The sequence below is a fragment of the uncultured Blautia sp. genome, from assembly GCF_902497045.1.
Classification (GTDB): Bacteria; Bacillota; Clostridia; order Lachnospirales; family Lachnospiraceae; genus Blautia_A.
Genome location: NZ_CABVDF010000034.1, coordinates 1 through 19,027 on the forward strand (window position 1 = coordinate 1; position 19,027 = coordinate 19,027).

Below are 19,027 nucleotides of genomic sequence, written 5' to 3' on the forward strand. Positions count from 1 at the left end.
CATTACTAAAAGAAAGGAAAAGGTGATGTTTTAGCTTCTATAAACATCATACAAGAAAAAGATGGAAAAATGGGTAGTAATGGCAAAAAAAGCTGATTTCCAGGAAATTGGGAAAAAATTTGGAATAGACCCGGTTATTGCAAGGCTGATTCGAAACCGGGACGTAGAAGGGATGGATGACATTCGTTCCTATCTGTATGGAACTCTCGATGACATTCCTTCTCCCTGGCTTTTGAAGGACATGAAAAAAGCAGCAGAAATTCTGTCGGCAAAAATTGATTCCGGTGCGAAAATTCGTATTATTGGTGACTATGATATTGATGGTGTGACTGCTACTTATATTTTGCTTACAGGACTGAAACGTCTCGGAGCAGATGTGGATACTTATATTCCGGACAGGATCAAAGATGGTTACGGTCTGCACAGCCAGCTGATTGAAAAGGCCGCAGTTGATGGAATTGATACGATTGTTACCTGTGACAATGGAATTGCAGCATCTCAGGAGATTGCTCTGGCAAAAAAAGGCGGAATGACAGTGATCGTAACGGATCATCATGAGATTCCTTATGAGGATACGGAGCAGGGGAGAGTATGGATCATTCCTCAGGCTGATGCGGTGATCAATCCTAAGCAGCCGGGATGTGAGTATCCAAACAAAAATATCTGTGGAGCGGTAGTGGCATGGAAACTGATATGGTCCCTCTATGAAACATATGGTATTGGGCGGGATGAGATTCTGGAGTTTTCTGAAGCGGCAGCAGTAGCAACAGTCGGAGATGTTATGGATCTGCAGGGGGAAAACAGGATTATTGTAAAGGAGGGACTGAAAAGGCTTCCTCATACAGAGAATCAAGGCTTTCAGGCGCTGATCGAAGCAAATGGTCTGACCGGAGAAAGAATTACTGCATATCATGTGGGATTTGTGCTGGGTCCCTGCATTAATGCCAGTGGAAGACTGGATACTGCATCCAGAGCACTGTCGCTTCTTTGTACTAAGAATTGGGATCAGGCGGCAAAGGCGGCAGGAGATCTGGTTGCATTGAACCAGAGCCGTAAGGCAATGACAGAAGAAGGAAGAGATAAAGCGGTTGATCTTATCGAACAGTCAGAGCTTTCAAAGGACAGAGTCCTTGTAGTATACCTTCCGGAATGCCATGAAAGCCTGGCCGGAATCATTGCCGGCCGTTTGAGAGAGAAATATTATAAGCCGGTATTTGTGCTGACAAAGGCAGAGAATGGAGTAAAAGGAAGCGGACGTTCCATAGAAGCGTATTCAATGTATGAAGAACTGGTAAAATGCAGTGACCTTCTGGAACAGTTTGGCGGTCATCCCATGGCGGCGGGGCTTTCTCTGAAAGAAGAAAATGTAGAGATTTTCCGAAGAAGACTGAATGACCTGTGTACGCTTACAGAGGCAGAATTGACTCCAAAGATCACCATCGATGTTCCAATGCCAATTTCTTATCTTTCCAGAGAACTGACAGAACAGTTGTCTGTTCTGGAACCTTTTGGAAAGGCAAACACAAAGCCGTTATTTGCCCAGAAAGGTCTTCGTGTTTTAAATCTGAGAATTCTGGGCAAAAATCAGAATGTGGCAAAAATGAAACTTATGGACACCTCAGGAGCTTCTGTGGATGCAGTATATTTTGGGCAGGCGCTGGAATTTCAGTCTTATGTACAGAAGATGGAAACCATTTCTGTAACATATTATCCGGAGATCAATGTATATCAGGGAAGGGAAACTCTTCAGGCAGTGATTCGAAATTATATGTAAATACAAGAAAAAGGCAGATGTCTGCAGATGCGAAAAAAGCAGGCTTTTGGCGAGAGTTGTCGGGTTTTTGATTGATTCCGTTTAAAAAAAGTGATATACTTATTGAGATTATTTATGATAAAAATGGCTTTTTGCCGCAACTATAATATGACAGGCGGAGGTACGGGACTATGAAGAAAATTGAAGATTATGTAAGAAGTATTCCGGATTTTCCGGAACCGGGAATTATTTTCCGGGATGTAACAAGTATTCTGCAGGATGCAGACGGACTGACATTAGCGATTGATCTTATGCAGGATTGTCTGAAAGACACGGATGTAGATGTAATTGTTGGAACAGAATCTAGAGGATTTATGTTTGGTGTACCGATTGCATACAATCTTCATAAACCATTTGTGCCGGTTCGGAAAAAAGGTAAGCTTCCATGTGAGACAGTTTCCAGAAGCTATGATCTGGAGTATGGCAGCGCTGCTATTGAGATGCATAAAGATTCGATCAAGCCGGGACAGAAAGTGGCTGTGATCGATGATCTGATCGCTACAGGCGGTACGGTGGAAGCAGCAGTAAAACTGATTGAAGAGCTTGGCGGTGAAGTGGTTAAAATTGTATTTTTGATGGAACTGGCCGGACTTAAGGGACGTGAAAAGCTGGCAGGTTATGACGTGGCTTCCGTAATCCGCTATGAAGGAAAATAACCGGAGCAGCAAAAATTATGTTTTTGTTTGCTGCAGCAACTGACCACAGACAGATCGAATATCAGGCAGGTGGGAGAGAATGGCAGAAAAAGATAAAAATACAAAGCTTAATAAACAACCCGGACTGACAGATGCGGAAAAAAGGGAGACCGTAAAAAAAGCAGATGCAGCCGTAAAATCCATGAGTGATTTTACCAGTCCGGAGGTTCTGTATCAGGAATTGATCACCAGTGTGAAAAAATATCATCCGTCTACGGATATTACCATGATACAGAAAGCATATGAGGTTGCAAAAGAGGCTCACAAGGATCAGAAGAGAAAGTCAGGAGAACCATATATCATCCATCCCCTTTGTGTGGGTATTATCCTGGCAGATCTGGAACTTGATAAAGAAACGATCGTTGCCGGACTTCTTCATGATTCTGTTGAAGATACCTGGATGACATATGAAGAAGTGGAAAAGGAATTCGGAGCAGAGGTGGCGCTTCTGGTAGATGGAGTTACGAAGCTGGGACAGCTGAATTATTCTAAAGACAAGGTGGAACTCCAGGCGGAAAATCTGCGAAAAATGTTTCTTGCCATGGCAAAGGATATCAGGGTTATTCTGATCAAACTGGCAGACCGCCTTCACAATATGCGTACACTGCAGTATATGCGTCCGGAAAAGCAGCAGGAAAAAGCAAGAGAGACAATGGATATCTATGCTCCTATTGCCATGCGTCTTGGTATTTCCAAAATCAAGGTAGAGCTGGATGATCTTTCTCTGAAATATCTGAAACCGGATGTTTATTATGATCTTGTTGATAAAGTTTCACTGAGAAAAAGTGAAAGAGAGGAATTTGTCAACGGAATCGTAAAACAGGTAAAGCAGCATATGGAAGATGCCGGGATAGAAGCGCAGGTAGATGGACGTATCAAACATTTTTTCAGTATTTATAAAAAAATGGTCAACCAGAATAAGACCATTGACCAGATTTATGACCTTTTTGCAGTGCGTATACTGGTAGATAATGTAAAAGACTGCTATGCGGCTCTTGGTGTGATTCATGAAATGTACAAGCCTATTCCCGGCAGATTTAAGGATTACATTGCCATGCCGAAGCCGAATATGTATCAGTCTCTTCATACGACACTGATCGGTCCAAGCGGACAGCCTTTTGAAATCCAGATCCGTACCTATGAAATGCATAAAACTGCAGAATATGGTATTGCAGCCCACTGGAAATATAAGGAATCCTCAGACGGAAAAACTCCGGTTGGAAAAAGTGAGGAAGAAAAACTTAACTGGCTCCGTCAGATTTTGGAATGGCAGAGAGATATGTCTGATAACAGAGAATTTATGAGTCTCCTGAAGAATGATCTGGATCTTTTTGCCGACAGTGTTTACTGTTTTACTCCGCTGGGAGATGTCAAAACCCTTCCGGCGGGTTCTACTCCTATTGATTTTGCCTATTGTGTCCATAGTGCAGTAGGAAATCGTATGGTAGGGGCACGAGTGAACGGAAAGCTGGTTCCAATTGAGTATGAGATTCAGAATGGAGACCGTATTGAGATTATTACTTCACAGAATTCTCAGGGGCCCAGCCGTGACTGGCTGAAGCTGGTAAAAAGTACACAGGCCAAGAATAAGATCAATCAGTGGTTTAAAAAAGAACTGAAAGAAGATAATATCCTGAAGGGAAAAGACATGCTTGCCCAGTATGCAAAGACCAAGGGATATAAGATTGGCTCCTATACAAAAAGTCAGTACATGGAAGCAGTTATGCATAAGTATGGATTCCGCGACTGGGATTCCGTGCTGGCAGCAATCGGGCATGGCGGTCTGAAAGAAGGTCAGGTATTTAATAAACTGATGGAAGCTTACGAGAAAGAACATGCCAAAAAGATTACAGATCAGGATGTTCTCGACGCTGCTTCAGAGGCACAGGAAAAACTCCATCTTGTAAAATCCAAGGGTGGTATTGTTGTGCGGGGTATCCACGACGTGGCGGTACGGTTCTCGAAATGCTGCAGTCCCATTCCGGGAGATGAAATCGTAGGATTTGTCACAAGAGGAAGAGGAATTACAATCCATCGAACAGACTGTGTTAATGTGTTGAATATGTCGGAGGCGGATCGTACCAGACTGATCGAGGCGGAATGGCAGGCTGATACAAAAACTTCTGAAAAATATATTGCAGAGCTTAGGATCTTTGCAAACAACCGGACCGGTCTGATCGTAGATCTTTCTAAACTTTTTACAGAAAGAAAGATCGATATGAAAAATATGAACTGCCGTACCAACAAACAGGATAAGGCAACCCTTGCAGTCAGCTTTGAGATTGCCAGTAAGGAAGAGCTTGCATCTCTGATCGAAAAGATCCGTCAGGTGGAAAGTGTTCTGGATGTAGAGCGTACTACAGGCTGATACAGCAGGGAAAACATTTTTTAGAAAGAGAGAAACGATATGAAAAACGCAGATCTTCAGAAATGTATTCTTGGTTCGGTATCTACCAATTGTTATTTACTTAAAAATAAAGAAACAGGAGAACTTCTGATCATTGATCCTGCTGATCATGCAGAAATTATCTCCTCAAAAATAAAGGAAATGCAGGCAGAGCCAAAGGCGATTCTTTTGACTCATGGTCATTATGACCATATTCTGGCAGCGGAAGATTTGAGAAAAGAACTTCAGATCCCGGTTTATGCCTGTGAAAAAGAAACAGGTACACTTCTGGATCCGTCGGTAAATCTTTCCGGATATGGAAGCAGAGTCTGTTCTTTGAAAGCGGACATACTTCTTACGGACCTTCAGGTTTTTGAAGCAGCAGGTTTTTCGGTACAGATGCTCCATACCCCGGGACATACGGAGGGAAGCTGCTGCTATTATCTGGAGGAGGAAGGACTTCTTTTCAGCGGTGATACGCTGTTTTATGGTTCTGTAGGGAGAACGGATTTTCCGGGCGGAAGCACAGCTCAGATCGTTCAGAGCCTTCACAGACTGACAGATAACCTTCCTGAGGATACAGAAGTTTTTCCGGGACATGATATGTCCACGACCATTGGTTATGAAAAGAGGTATAATCCATTTGTATAAAATCAGAATTCTGTTTGAAAACAGAGACTTTGAACATGATATCTACGAGTTGATCCGGGCTTTTTATCCGGATGCGGAAATTTTTGTTTCCTACGAAAAAGAAGAGGAAGTACAGGCGGACCTTGCATTTCGAGTGGAAGCACAGGGACAGAGCTTCATGATCCATTACCGCAGTGAGGAGAATAAAGGCGTAACATGTGGAGAGATGATAAAGGGGCAGTCTTCGGATGCCCTTCTTTCCTGTAAAGAAGATTCTGCTGATAAAGAAAAAGCTCATGAACTCCGAAAAGAGCAGAAGGATATTATCAAGCAGGTACTTTACCGGCTTTTGGTAAAGCTTACAGGAAGGACACTTCCCTGGGGGAACCTTACGGGGATCCGTCCTGCCAAGCTGGCTATGGCCATGCTCGAATCCGGAATGAAAAATTCTGAAGCAGCACATGAAATGAGAGATCGCTACATGGTCAGCCCGGAAAAAACAGCACTTGCCATTGCTATTGCAAACAGAGAAAGAGAGCTGCTGAAGGATATTGATTATGAAAACGGATACAGCCTTTATGTAGGCATTCCTTTTTGTCCAAGTATCTGTCTTTACTGTTCCTTCAGCTCATACCCTCTGAAGCAGTGGAAAAACAAGGTAGATCTATATCTGGATGCTTTGTGTAAGGAAATCGAGGCAGTATCCCGGATCATGGAAGAAAAAGGTAGAAAGCTGGACACTGTTTATATTGGAGGCGGCACACCGACCACTTTGGAGCCAGATCAGCTGAAACGGCTTCTGGACTCTCTGATGGAGCACTTTGACTGCAGAAATCTGGCAGAATTTACCATAGAGGCCGGACGCCCGGACAGTATTACAAAAGAAAAGCTTCAGATGATCAGGAAATATCCGGTTAGCAGAATTTCTGTAAATCCTCAGACCATGAATCAGGAAACCTTGGATATTATTGGAAGGCGTCATACGGTAGAGGAGACCAGGAATGCATTTATGCTGGCCAGAGAGTGTGGATTTGACAACATTAATATGGATCTGATTGTGGGGCTGCCTGGTGAGGATAAGGAAAAGGTGGCACATACTTTGGATGAAGTGAGAGCACTGGCACCAGATAGTCTGACTGTACATTCTCTGGCTGTGAAGCGTGCGGCCAGGCTGAATATGTTTAAGGATCAGTATCAGGAAATGACTTTCGAAAATAATCAGGAAATCATGGATATGACCATGAAAACTGCTTATGAAATGGGAATGAGCCCTTATTATCTGTATCGACAGAAAAATATGAAGGGTAATTTTGAAAATGTAGGCTATGCAGAGGTTGACAAAGCAGGGATTTACAATATACTGATTATGGAAGAGAAACAGCCGATCATTGCACTTGGAGCAGGTGGATCCTCCAAACTGGTCTTTGATCATGGAAAAAGGATCGAACGTGTTGAAAATGTAAAGGATGTATCCAATTATATTGCCCGCATTGATGAGATGATCGAAAGAAAACGGGCAGGGATCCGGAAATGGTTATAATGGGAGGTGTACAGATTGGGTGCGGCAGAAACAGAAACGCTGAAAACATCTGACAGAATACTGGACTTTGATCTGTCGGCCGAGCTGAATCACGGGATCGTGGTCAGTAATCTTGCGTATGAGGTGGCTTTGGAAATGGGGCTGGAGGAATCTGTCTGTTATGAGCTGGCAATTGCCGGTATGCTGCATGATATTGGAAAGCTGAGACTGACAGAATATATCAACGGACGGGAAAAGGATCCTCTTCTGATAGAAGAACTGAAATATGTTCGTATGCACTCTACGCTGGGATACGAGGAACTGAAAGGAAAGGGATATTCAGAATTTGTTCTGGAAAGTATATTGTATCATCATGAAAATTATGATGGAACCGGCTATCCGGAAAACCTGGCCGGAGAGGAAATTCCCATTGGCGGAAGGATCTTAAGAGTATGTGATGTTTTTGCGGCACTGAGTTCAGACAGACCTTATCGGACTGCATTTGACGTGGCTACAGTGGTGGAACTTATGATTGATGAGATCAAAAACTTTGACATGGAAGTTTTTCTTACATTTCAAAGAGTGATACATAAAAAATAAACAGGAGGCAGGCATGGCATTAAAGAAAAAACCGGTAACCGGTATGAAAGACATTTTACCAAAAGAAATGGAAATCCGTAATTATGTGATAAACATGATCCGTGAGACTTACGGAAAATTTGGATTTTCTTCTATCGAAACTCCATGTGTGGAGCATATTGAAAATCTCAGCAGTAAGCAGGGCGGAGAAAACGAGAAATTGATCTTTAAAATCCTCAAACGAGGAGAGAAACTGAAACTGGAAAGTGCAAAGGAGGAAGCGGATCTGGTGGATTCCGGTCTTCGTTATGATCTGACAGTTCCTCTTTCCAGATATTATTCAAACAATGCAAATGAGCTTCCGGCTCCTTTTAAGGCATTGCAGATGGGAAATGTATGGAGGGCAGATCGTCCTCAGAGAGGTCGCTTCCGTCAGTTTATGCAGTGTGATATTGATATTCTGGGAGAGCCAACTTATCTCGCAGAGATCGAACTGGTACTGGCAACTACCACTCTCCTGGGCAAACTGGATTTCCATAACTTTACTATTCGTATCAATGACAGAAAGATACTGAAGGCAATGGCCCAGTACAGCGGCTTCCCTGCAGAAAGCTTTGATACGGTATTTATCATTCTGGATAAGATGGATAAGATCGGTCTGGAAGGTGTGGCAGCCGAACTGGAAAAAGAAGGCTTTGCCAAGGAAAGCATTGATACTTATCTTGGCATGTTCCGTGAGATCACATCAGATATTGAAGGTGTTCGTTACTGTAAAGAAAAACTGAAGGAGGTTCTTGATCCGAAGGTAGCAGAGGATCTGGAAACTATCATTTCTTCTGTGGACGCGGTAAAGAGTGCAGACTTTAAAATTTCTTTTGACCCGACACTGGTTAGAGGAATGTCTTATTACACAGGACCGATCTTTGAGATCGCGATGGATGAGTTTGGCGGTAGCGTAGGCGGCGGCGGACGCTATGATGAGATGATCGGTAAATTTACAGGTCAGAATACTTCTGCCTGCGGATTTTCCATTGGCTTTGAGCGTATTGTTATGCTGCTTCTGGAAAGAGGATATGAAATTCCGGGAAGCAATGCGAAAAAAGCATATCTGATCGAAAAAAATATGCCTGCAGACAAACTTCTTACTATTCTGAAACAGGCGGAAGAAGAAAGAAGAAACGGAGTTCAGGTAAATCTTTCTATTATGAAGAAAAATAAGAAATTCCAGAAAGAACAGATGATGGGCGAGGGATACACCGAGTTTGTTGAGTTTTTCCGGGATAAACTATAAAAAGGAGTAAATATCATGGCAGAAAGTATGAAGGGACTGCACAGAACCTGCCGCTGTGCGGAAGTGACAAATGAGATGACAGGAAATAAGGTAACGCTGATGGGATGGGTTCAGAAAGCCAGAAACAAAGGCGGTATCGTGTTTGTAGATTTAAGAGACCGTTCCGGAATCATGCAGGTGATTTTTGAAAACGGAAGCATTGACGAAGAAGGGTTTGAGAAAGCCGGAAAACTGAGAAGTGAATTTGTTATCGCGGTTACCGGTATCGTGGAAAAAAGAGGCGGCGCAGTAAATGAAAATCTTGCTACCGGTGAGATTGAACTTCGCGCAAATGAACTTCGTGTTCTGGCTGAATCAGAGGTTCCGCCGTTCCCCATTGAAGAAAACAGCAAAACAAAAGATGAGATTCGTCTGAAATATCGTTATCTGGACCTGAGAAGACCGGATCTTCAGAGAAATCTGATGCTGAAAAGCAAGGTTGCCATGCTTACAAGAAAATTCTTTGCAGAGGAAGGTTTTCTTGAGGTTGAGACTCCGATCCTTGGAAAGACAACACCGGAAGGTGCAAGAGATTATCTGGTTCCATCCAGAGTACATCCGGGAAGTTTCTATGGACTTCCACAGTCTCCTCAGCTTTATAAACAGCTTCTTATGTGTTCAGGCTATGATCGTTATATCCAGATTGCACGCTGCTTCCGTGATGAAGATCTTCGTGCAGACCGCCAGCCGGAATTTACTCAGATCGACATGGAATTGTCGTTTGTTGATGTAGATGACGTCATTGATGTAAACGAGAGATATCTTGCCTATGTATTTAAAGAAGTGCTTGGTTTGGATGTACAGCTTCCGATCCAGCGTATTACATGGCAGGAGGCTATGGACCGCTTTGGTTCTGACAAGCCGGATATGCGTTTTGGAATGGAACTCCATGATGTCAGCGAGGTTGTAAAGGACTGCGAATTTGTAGTGTTTAAGGGAGCTCTTGAAGCAGGTGGAACTGTCCGTGGTATCAATGCAGAGGGACAGGGTTCTATGCCGAGAAAGAAGATCGATAAACTGGTGGAATTTGCAAAAGGCTACGGAGCGAAAGGTCTTGCATATATTGCCATTGCAGAAGATGGAACAAGAAAATCTTCTTTTGCGAAATTTATGAAAGATGAGGAAATGGATGCTCTTGTACAGGCTATGGAAGGTAAGCCGGGAGACCTGCTTCTTTTTGCAGCTGATAAGAATAAGGTTGTTTATGATGTTCTGGGAGCTCTCCGTGTAGAACTTGCCAAGCAGATGGAACTTCTGGACAAAAATGAATACCGCTTTGTATGGGTAACAGAATTCCCGCTTCTTGAGTGGAATGAAGAAGAAAACCGCTTTACTGCAATGCATCATCCATTTACTATGCCTATGGAAGAGGATCTCCCTCTTCTGGATACAGATCCGGGCAAGGTTCGTGCAAAAGCATATGATATTGTTCTGAACGGAAATGAGATCGGTGGAGGAAGTGTCAGAATCCACCAGAACGACATTCAGGAAAAAATGTTCCAGATGCTTGGATTCACTGAGGAATCTGCTTACGAGCAGTTCGGATTCCTCCTGAATGCATTTAAATATGGAGTACCGCCTCATGCAGGACTGGCATATGGACTTGACCGTCTGGTGATGCTTATGGCAAAGGTCGACAGTATCCGTGATGTCATTGCTTTCCCAAAAATAAAGGATGCATCCTGTCTTATGACACAGTCTCCAAGCCAGGCAAGCAGTGTGCAGCTGGAGGAACTTGGACTGGAACTTACAGAAGAAGAAACAGAAGAATAAAATTACAATAAAAGAACCAAAGAAAATCCCCTTTTCTCCGGAATATCAGTTCCGAAGGAAAGGGGATTTTTATGAAGAAAGTCATACTTAAAGTACTATTCTTCAGGGTTTTCTTCCTCTGCAAGAGGAGTAACGCTGAGATTACCGAATATCCCGGCTCCGATGGAATGACCGTCGTCCTGAAGTTTCCAGGAAGCGCCGTCATTTGTCAGTATAAAAACCGCAGGATGAGTCAGAGTCCCTGTGTTTTTTTCAATATTGCGGAGAAGCAGTTCCAGAGAATGGTTGTAACGTTTCTGGGCGCCGTCAATGACTGCTTCCGGAGATGCAAGATATTCATCCAGTTCTTTTTGATAATCTTTCAGGATCGCATCACTGTCAAAAGTTGTAATCTCCGTCTGAATCACTGCATAATAGCTTTCTACATCAGAGTCAGTGATCTTAAAATCGAAAGTCTTATGCATCTGTTCTACCAGAGCAGAGGCTATGGAATTTTTTGCAGCATCAGAGGTTGTTAACAGACTTTCCAGTCCAAGATAATTACTCATCTGATCCTGATCCATTGTTTTCAGGGTATTTAAATAGACGGTCAGTGTTTCCTCCGGTGTAAGGAGATCACTGTCGCTGAGATAAGTGATAAGACCGCCGACAAGACTGTTTTCCAGATCATGGGAGCGTCTGATCTCCCAGTATTCCTTGTCTGTACCGTTATTTTGCAGCGTAAGCGTGCAATCGGTTTCTACAGTTTTATATGTATGATCTTTCAGAAGCTCATTCAGGATCAGGTAACGATCCTCCATAGAGTCTGATTGTTCTTCTGTATTGGGAGAAGCAGAGTCTGCTGCATTCAGGATCGCATCCTCCAAATGAGAAACAGTGTAATCCTTTGCAAGAGCCTTTGCATCAATAGTAGTAAGCTTCAGGCTGGCAGATGCTTCTTTTTTGTCCTTGTCGACCTTGATTCGCAGGATCCTGTAGTCGAAATCCTGAAAAAAGAGAGAAAAAACTTCTTCCACTTCTCTGGAAAGTTCGGTTTTTTCTATGGCATCCGGAAAAAGCTCTTTATAGGAGATGTATTTCTGAACAGTATCAGAATCCAGATTCTTCAGGAGATCTAGTTCATTTGTGATGACTCCTTTTACATCTGCTTTTTCTGAGTGGGAACAGCCGATGACCATAGATACGGCAAAAACAAGCAGAAGAAATGGAGCCAGACCTTTTACGATCTTCATAAGTTTCTTTCCTTTCCAAAATAGTCTTTTTCATTTTACCAGAATTTGTGGGAAAAGTCAAAAATACGGGGAAGAAAAGGGCATCTGATAGTATTTTACTGTGAAAAAATTGTGAAAAGCCCAGTGATTCTCCACAGGACTTTTCTTTTGAAGTATAATCTGATATGATAAAAAAGATCAAACAGTCCTATATTTACAGAGAGGTAGGCATATTATCATGAAAAAGCGAATTTTGATCCTGTTGGGGATCTTGATCATTGGTGGAGCTGCAGGCGGCGTCTGCTGGAAAATGGGTGTTTTCGGGCATGAAGAAGAAAGCAATGAAACGGCATATGTTACGGAGATCAATGAGATTATGGGAACAGTGGCCGGTGTATCCAACCGTTATGCAGGTGTAGTGGAGCCTCAGGAAACAGTGGAAGTAGAACTGGAAAACGGGCGAAGTGTAAAAGAGGTAAAAGTCAAAACAGGTGAAGAAGTGAAGCAGGGACAGCTGCTGTTCCAGTATGACCTGAGCAGTATTCAGGAAGATCTGGATGAAGCAAAGCTGGAATTTGATCGTTTGAGAAATGAAGCGTCCAGTCTTCAGAGTCAGATTGCGACTCTGGAAAAAGAAAAGAAGCAGGCGGGCAAAGATGAGCAGCTTTCTTACACCATAGAGATTGAAACGAACAAGATGAATCTGAAAAAAAATGAATACAGTCAGAAAAGTAAGCAGGCAGAGATCACAAAGCTGGAAAACACCATGGGAAATACTGAGGTAAGGAGCAGCATAGACGGCGTAATTCAGAAAATTGACACTTCCAAGCTTGCATCAGATGATGAAAGCAGTGACGGACTGGATATGGGAGACGATTTCAGTTATTCTGATGAAAGCAGCTCCGGCAGCGGAAAAAATGCGTTTATCACAATCCTCAGTACAGGTGCTTACCGGATTAAAGGCACGGTCAATGAAATGAATGCCAACAGTATTATTGAAGGGCAGCCGGTGATTGTACGTTCCCGTGTAGATGAAAAACAGATATGGAGAGGAACCATGGGATCCGTAGACAGGGAGAGCGCCAACTCTCAAAGCGACAGCATGTATTCTTTTGGAATGATGGACGCCAGCGGTGATTCCCAGACCTCATCTACTACATATCCATTTTATGTGGAACTGGAGCAGTCAGATGGACTGATGCTTGGACAGCATGTATATATTGAAATGGATGAAGGGCAGGAGGAGAAGAAAGAAGGAATCTGGCTCAGTGAATTCTATATCATGGATGCAGATACCAACAGTCCTTATGTCTGGGCTGCGGATGAAAATAAACGTCTGGAAAAGCGAAGTGTGGTTCTTGGACAATATGATGAAAATCTTGGGGAATATGAGATTGCAGACGGTCTGACGAAAAAAGACTGTATTGCATATCCTTCGGAACTGTTGACAGAGGGAATGAAGACCACTGTAAGCAGTGAGATCATAGCAGACCCGGGAACTGTAGACATGGAACCGGCCGCAGGCGCAGATCAGGAATTTCCGGAAGAGGAGATTCCCACAGACGATGCAGGAATGCCGGAAGATGGAATGGTCTATGATGAGGCTATTGAAGACGGGACCATGATCGACGAGGCTGACATGGCATCGAAGGATATGAACGGAGCTGCTGCAGAAGCTGTTATGATGGATGAGTTTCAGGATGAGGCGATTCCGGAAGATGAGATTTTGACGCCGGCCCAGGGAGACATGGAGGAAACGGAATGATTCTTGAATTGAAGGGAATTTATAAGGACTATCAGCAGGGAAAAATGAATGTACCTGTTCTGAAGGATGTAAACTTTTCAATGGAAGAAGGAGAATATGTAGCAATCATGGGACCTTCCGGTTCCGGAAAGACTACTCTTATGAATATTATCGGCTGTCTGGATCAGGCAACTAAGGGAGACTTTATTCTGGATGGACAGGATATACGTTCCTGCTCTGAAAATACCATGTCAGACATACGTCTTACCAAAATCGGATTCGTATTTCAGAGTTTTCATCTTTTACCCAGACAGACAGCGCTGGCAAATGTGGAAATGCCTTTAAATTATGCAAAAGTTCCAAAAAAGGAAAGAAGAGCCAGAGCTATAAAGGCTCTGGACCGAGTGGGACTTTCCGACCGGGTGGATTTTAGGCCAAACCAGCTTTCCGGAGGTCAGATGCAGCGTGTGGCGATTGCCAGGGCAATTGTAAATAATCCGAAGCTTCTCCTTGCAGATGAACCAACAGGAGCTTTGGACAGTAAATCAGGCGCACAGGTTATGGAACTGTTTCAGAAACTGAATGACGAAGGAGTGACGGTTCTGATGATCACCCATGATCCGGATATCGCGGCCCATGCCAAACGTGTAGTGACAATCCGTGATGGGGTGCTTCAGGAAAAAGAGGTGAAACCATGAAAAATGCCAAAAAGATAATCATAGGAGTATTGGTTACAGTACTGGCGGCAGGAAGTGTGGCAGGAGCGGCAGTTTATTTTAAGAAAAATAACAAAGAAACAGTTACAGTAGTCAGTGTTGACAGCATTGCTTCTGATTACTATATGGATGATACAACCTTAGATGGAAATATCGTAACCAATGTTACTCAGAATGTGACCGTAGACAAAGATATGATCGTCCAGGATCTTTTTGTACAAAAGGGAGATACAGTGAAAAAAGGAGACAAACTGGTATCTTTTGATATGACTTTGGTGCAGATGGAACTGAACATTGCAAAGCTGAAAAAACAAAAACAGGAGCAGGATCTTGAGAAAGCAGTAAACAGGCTTCACAGCCTCCAAAATGGAGGACCTATTGAGGAGGAAGACTCTGAACTGCCGGGACTTCCGGGGGATGACGGAGCGGGAAGCAGTGCTTTGTCTCCGGATGATGAAATGGCTTCTGCGTACAGCAATGTAAAGGGCGCTTATCTGGCGGCTGCAGTATATCCGGTTCTGGCTGCTGCAGAGGCTGCAGGTACACAGGAAGAGGCAGTCATAGAAGAAGAGGCTTTTTCCGGACAGGCTTCAGAGGGAGATTTTTCTTCCGGAGAGTCCGAACAGCAGAATGGTACAGGAAGCGGGCAGGTATTGCCTGGTGACCAGAGCGGATCAGGGGATGATGTACTGGTTGATTTTGGAGATGGAAGCGGAAATCAGGAAATACCTCCGACAGATCCATCAGTTACTCCGTCAGTGACGCCTTCGATTACCCCGACAGGTGCTCCGGATGGAGAGTTCTCGGACGATATTTCCGATGATATAGAAATCATAGATCCGGAACCAAATGATGCAGAAACTGATATTACAGATGGAGAGCCGGAATTTTATCAGAAGCTGGACGGAGAAACTGTTCCATTTACAGGAACCGGTACAGAGGAGGATCCATTTGTATTTTTGTGCAGCTCTGCTAAGGGAAAAGTTGTTGCCACAGGGGCATTTCTGAATAAGATGGCAGGATTTCAGCCTGACGGGACAAAAGAGCCCGGAATAAACGGATATTGGTATCAGTTGGAATTTCATCAGAATGATACCATTGCAGATTTTTCTAACCGAAAATTGTCCTGTACAGGATATTATCTGATCGATGGAAGCCTCCTGGAGAACATGGTAGAAGAAACTGCAGAGATGGAATATACTTTAGAGGGAGCTTCACATTACGAAGAGGATCCTGATATTCCGGATGGCGGAGGCGGCGACGGAGGGGATCAAGGTACAACGATCAGCCGAGACGAAGCTATTGCCAATCAGAAAAATAAGATTGAAAGCCTGAAGCTTGATATACGGGAAAGTGAGATCTCTATCACAAAACTGGAGAAAAAAGTGAGTAAAGAGGTTATCTACAGTAAGATCGATGGAGTTGTGGCAAAAGTAGGAGATCCTCTTACCGGTGTTTCTGAGGGAAATGCTTTTATGACAGTCAAGAGTAAAGATGGCTATTATGTAAAAGGCACAGTAAGTGAGCTGATGTTGGATCAGGTAGAGGAAGGAACAATCCTGAACTGTTCCAGTTCCAGTGGAAGTTTTGATGCTGAAGTGGTGGATGTTTCTTCTTACCCGGGATCGTCAAACAGTTTTATGGGAAATGGAAATCCAAATGTTTCCTATTATACGTACAGTGCAACTATCCTGGATAAAGATGTGGAAGTATCTGAGGATGACTGGCTTAGTATTACCCTTAAGAGAAGCAGTGAAAATTCAGGAGTGATCGTTCTGGATAAGGCTTTTGTACGGTCAGAAAATGGCAAATACTATGTTTATATGGATGAAAATGGAAGTTTGAAAAAACAGTTCCTTACCATAGGCGGCAATGTAAACGGAGGCTCCTCTGTTCTGGTCAAAGATGGGATTACCCGTGAAGACAAGATTGCTTTTCCTTATGGAAAATCTATAAAAGAAGGAATCAAGACAAAGGAAGGTACTCTTGAAGAATTATATGGATACTAGAAAGGTGGGAGTTTATGCTTGAAAATATAAGAATATCCATTCAGGGAATCTGGTCGCATAAAATGCGCTCCTTTCTGACCATGCTGGGTATCATCATCGGAATTGCCTCGATCATTGCCATTGTATCCACCATTAAAGGAACCAGTGAGCAGATTAAAGAGGACCTGATCGGAGCAGGAAATAATACAGTCACCATCAGTCTTTATGATGGAGACAGCGGATATGATCCAATGTTTGGAATGAGCAGCAGTGGGAATCCTCCCCTTCTTTCCAACGAACAGAAGGAAGAGGTAAGAGAAATGGATCATGTAGAAAATGCTACATTTTTTTATACCAATACATACAGCAATGTGTATTATCAGAACACATCTCTTCAGGGAGGAACTGTTTACGGCATTGATGAAAATTATCTGAATACCTGTGGTTATATGGTACAGTCAGGACGTGGATTTATTCAGAAAGATTATGAAAATCTGAACAAGGTAGCCCTGATCGACAATAATGCAGCAGAAAACCTGTTTTCCGGAGAAGATCCTCTGGGAAAGACTATAGAGATCGGAGAAGATCCTTTTGTGGTGGTAGGCATTGTTCAGCAGGGGGACAGCTATCAGCCTAATATCAACAGTATCAATGAATACTATGAATATTACCAGACTGTGATCGGTACAGTGATGATACCAAACAGGTGCTGGCCTATTGCCTTTCAGTTTGATGAACCGGAGAATGTGGTGATCAAAGCAGATTCTACAGACAATATGAGTTCCGCAGGAAACAGCGCAGCCAAGATTCTGAATCAGGGAATCAGTGAGGATTCCAAATTCAAATATAAGGCAGACGACGTAATGGAACGTGTGAAAAATCTGCAGAATCTCAGTGAAAGCACCAATCAGCAGCTGTTGTGGATCGCCAGTATTTCTCTTCTTGTAGGAGGCATCGGCGTTATGAACATCATGCTGGTATCGGTAACGGAGAGAACCAGTGAGATCGGACTGAAAAAGGCCATTGGAGCCAGAAAAAAGGTAATCCTCTATCAGTTCCTTACAGAAGCTTCCATGCTGACCAGCATTGGCGGAATTATCGGAGTGGTGCTGGGAATTATTTTATCCAGAGTGGTCTCGCAGGTTTCCGGTGCACCTACAGCTATCAGTGTTCCGGCAATTATTGGATCCGTGCTGTTTTCCACTGTGATCGGTGTGATTTTCGGGCTTCTGCCTTCTGTGAAAGCGGCTAACCTGAATCCTATCGATGCACTTAGAAGCGAGTAACAAAGGTCATTGGAAATTCTCTTTCAGTTTTTTTGAAGGGGAAGCTTCAGGATAAACGTAGCTCCTCCGCCGGGAGTGTCCAGAATTTTCAGGCTTCCCTGATGGAGTAGAGCAATCTCCTTTGCAATACAAAGCCCAAGACCGAAGTGCTGTTTGTCATTTCGGGAGGCATCTGAGCGATAAAAACGCTGAAAAACTGAATCCTTTTCGGAGTCGGGAATACCGGGACCGTTGTCAGAAACAGAAATGGCAATGGCTCCCGGTTCTTTTTTTGCCTGAAGACGGATACTCCCTCCTTCCGGTACATAGCTTAATGCATTGTCAATCAGGATGGTCAGGATCTGGCTGACCTTTTCCATATCACAGATGCAGAGAGGAAGAGGATTTTCCGGGAGATCAATCCGAAGTTTTTTGCCTTTTTCGCGGGCAGGCTGCTGGTATTTTTCAAAGGTTTCCAGAAGAAGCGTATCCACCTCGCAGGGAGCGGTGTTCAGAACCCAGGTGTGGTTATCAGATCTGGAAAGTGAAAGCATATCCTGGATCAGTCGGGACATACGTCGGCATTCATCCAGACTGATGGAGATAAACTGGTCTGCCCGTTCCTTTGACGCATGTGGGATGGCAGACAGGCTGCTCTGGATCACTGCAAGGGGAGAACGAAGCTCATGGGAGGCTGCAGCAATAAAGGCATTCTGTTCCTTTCGGCTTTTTTCCAGAGGCCGGATCATTTTTCTGGTAAAAAGCCAGGAAAAGACAGCAAGGGCAAAAATTGCTGTCAGAACAGCGCAGAGAAAAAGAAGACGCATTCTCAGGATCTGTGAGACCTGTTCTTTTTGGGAATAAAGAAAAACAGCATGAAGAGCCCCCTGTTTTTTGGGAATCCGGGCGGTACAGGCGTAATAACCGGGAATCTGGAACATGGCTACTTTGGAAAGAGCCTGGGAGCTGCCGGAGGAATCCAGATCCAGACCATGGTTTTCTTTTGATTCTTTTTTTGCCAGGGAGAAAATATCCTGAAGGTCAGAGTTTTCGTGGAGCCGGTCAAAAAACAGAGGGTGCTGTCCGTCAAGAATCTGCATCTGTATATGATAATTATTCTGAGCCTGCTGCATCCAGCGGTGGGACAGTACATTCTGGCTTTCCAGATAAGAAATACAGGAATAGGCATTATTGGTGAATATGGTATAATGATTCTGACGTATATTGCTTTCGGTAATCAGAAGACAGGCAGCCGCCATAAGAGACAATATGATTCCTGTAATAAGGGTGGAAAAAAGAGTCATATGTATGTGAAGTCTGCGAAACATAAAATCCTCCTTTATGGAAAGTTTATAATAATATCATATCATAATTTTCT

Annotated in this window: 14 protein-coding genes; 12 read left to right on the top strand and 2 right to left on the bottom strand. The window is 43.5% G+C overall.

What is annotated here, in order from left to right:
- The first annotated feature begins 61 nt into the window (after positions 1 to 61).
- The 8 genes from recJ (at position 62) to aspS (ending at position 10,725) form a co-directional block, all read left to right on the top strand.
- Positions 62 to 1,774 (top strand): single-stranded-DNA-specific exonuclease RecJ, encoded by a 1,713-nt coding sequence (gene recJ, locus RDS42_RS04420; RefSeq protein WP_308782571.1) that lies wholly within the window; start codon positions 62 to 64, stop codon positions 1,772 to 1,774.
- A 170-nt stretch (positions 1,775 to 1,944) separates the two neighbouring features.
- On the top strand, positions 1,945 to 2,469 hold the full coding sequence (locus RDS42_RS04425) for an adenine phosphoribosyltransferase (RefSeq protein ID WP_308782572.1): 525 nt from the start codon (positions 1,945 to 1,947) through the stop codon (positions 2,467 to 2,469).
- Positions 2,470 to 2,548: 79 nt separating this feature from the next.
- On the top strand, positions 2,549 to 4,876 hold the full coding sequence (locus tag RDS42_RS04430; protein WP_308782573.1) for a bifunctional (p)ppGpp synthetase/guanosine-3',5'-bis(diphosphate) 3'-pyrophosphohydrolase: 2,328 nt from the start codon (positions 2,549 to 2,551) through the stop codon (positions 4,874 to 4,876).
- A gap of 39 nt (positions 4,877 to 4,915) precedes the next feature.
- Positions 4,916 to 5,545: an MBL fold metallo-hydrolase gene (locus RDS42_RS04435; protein WP_308782574.1), complete on the top strand. Its 630-nt coding sequence runs from the start codon at positions 4,916 to 4,918 to the stop codon at positions 5,543 to 5,545.
- Positions 5,517 to 7,064, top strand: coding sequence for a coproporphyrinogen dehydrogenase HemZ (hemZ, locus tag RDS42_RS04440; RefSeq protein WP_308782575.1), 1,548 nt, complete (start codon positions 5,517 to 5,519; stop codon positions 7,062 to 7,064). The genes RDS42_RS04435 and hemZ overlap by 29 nt, the downstream gene beginning before the upstream one ends.
- A gap of 6 nt (positions 7,065 to 7,070) precedes the next feature.
- Positions 7,071 to 7,643 (top strand): HD domain-containing phosphohydrolase, encoded by a 573-nt coding sequence (locus RDS42_RS04445; protein WP_308782576.1) that lies wholly within the window; start codon positions 7,071 to 7,073, stop codon positions 7,641 to 7,643.
- A gap of 13 nt (positions 7,644 to 7,656) precedes the next feature.
- Complete coding sequence (gene hisS / locus RDS42_RS04450; protein WP_308782577.1) at positions 7,657 to 8,913, top strand: histidine--tRNA ligase; 1,257 nt, start codon at positions 7,657 to 7,659, stop codon at positions 8,911 to 8,913.
- 15 nt (positions 8,914 to 8,928) lie between these two features.
- A complete protein-coding gene (gene aspS / locus RDS42_RS04455; RefSeq protein ID WP_308782578.1) occupies positions 8,929 to 10,725 on the top strand; it encodes an aspartate--tRNA ligase in 1,797 nt (598 codons plus the stop codon).
- Between the two features lie 95 nt (positions 10,726 to 10,820).
- Here aspS and RDS42_RS04460 read toward each other — a convergent pair whose 3' ends face one another.
- On the bottom strand, positions 10,821 to 11,957 hold the full coding sequence (locus RDS42_RS04460) for a hypothetical protein (protein ID WP_308782579.1): 1,137 nt from the start codon (positions 11,955 to 11,957) through the stop codon (positions 10,821 to 10,823).
- Positions 11,958 to 12,174: 217 nt separating this feature from the next.
- On the opposite strand from RDS42_RS04460, the gene RDS42_RS04465 reads away from it, so the two are divergent.
- From RDS42_RS04465 to RDS42_RS04480, 4 genes are read left to right on the top strand one after another with little or no spacing between them, the layout of a single operon-like run.
- Positions 12,175 to 13,701 (top strand): efflux RND transporter periplasmic adaptor subunit, encoded by a 1,527-nt coding sequence (locus tag RDS42_RS04465; RefSeq protein ID WP_308782580.1) that lies wholly within the window; start codon positions 12,175 to 12,177, stop codon positions 13,699 to 13,701.
- Positions 13,698 to 14,378, top strand: coding sequence for an ABC transporter ATP-binding protein (locus tag RDS42_RS04470; protein WP_177276503.1), 681 nt, complete (start codon positions 13,698 to 13,700; stop codon positions 14,376 to 14,378). Before RDS42_RS04465 ends, RDS42_RS04470 begins: the two co-directional genes overlap by 4 nt.
- Positions 14,375 to 16,405 (top strand): hypothetical protein, encoded by a 2,031-nt coding sequence (locus RDS42_RS04475; RefSeq protein ID WP_308782581.1) that lies wholly within the window; start codon positions 14,375 to 14,377, stop codon positions 16,403 to 16,405. Before RDS42_RS04470 ends, RDS42_RS04475 begins: the two co-directional genes overlap by 4 nt.
- Positions 16,406 to 16,419: 14 nt before the next feature.
- On the top strand, positions 16,420 to 17,670 hold the full coding sequence (locus RDS42_RS04480) for an ABC transporter permease (RefSeq protein ID WP_308782582.1): 1,251 nt from the start codon (positions 16,420 to 16,422) through the stop codon (positions 17,668 to 17,670).
- A gap of 23 nt (positions 17,671 to 17,693) precedes the next feature.
- On the opposite strand, the gene RDS42_RS04485 is transcribed toward RDS42_RS04480, so the two are convergent.
- Positions 17,694 to 18,977, bottom strand: coding sequence for a HAMP domain-containing sensor histidine kinase (locus tag RDS42_RS04485; RefSeq protein ID WP_308782583.1), 1,284 nt, complete (start codon positions 18,975 to 18,977; stop codon positions 17,694 to 17,696).
- Positions 18,978 to 19,027: the final 50 nt, after the last annotated feature.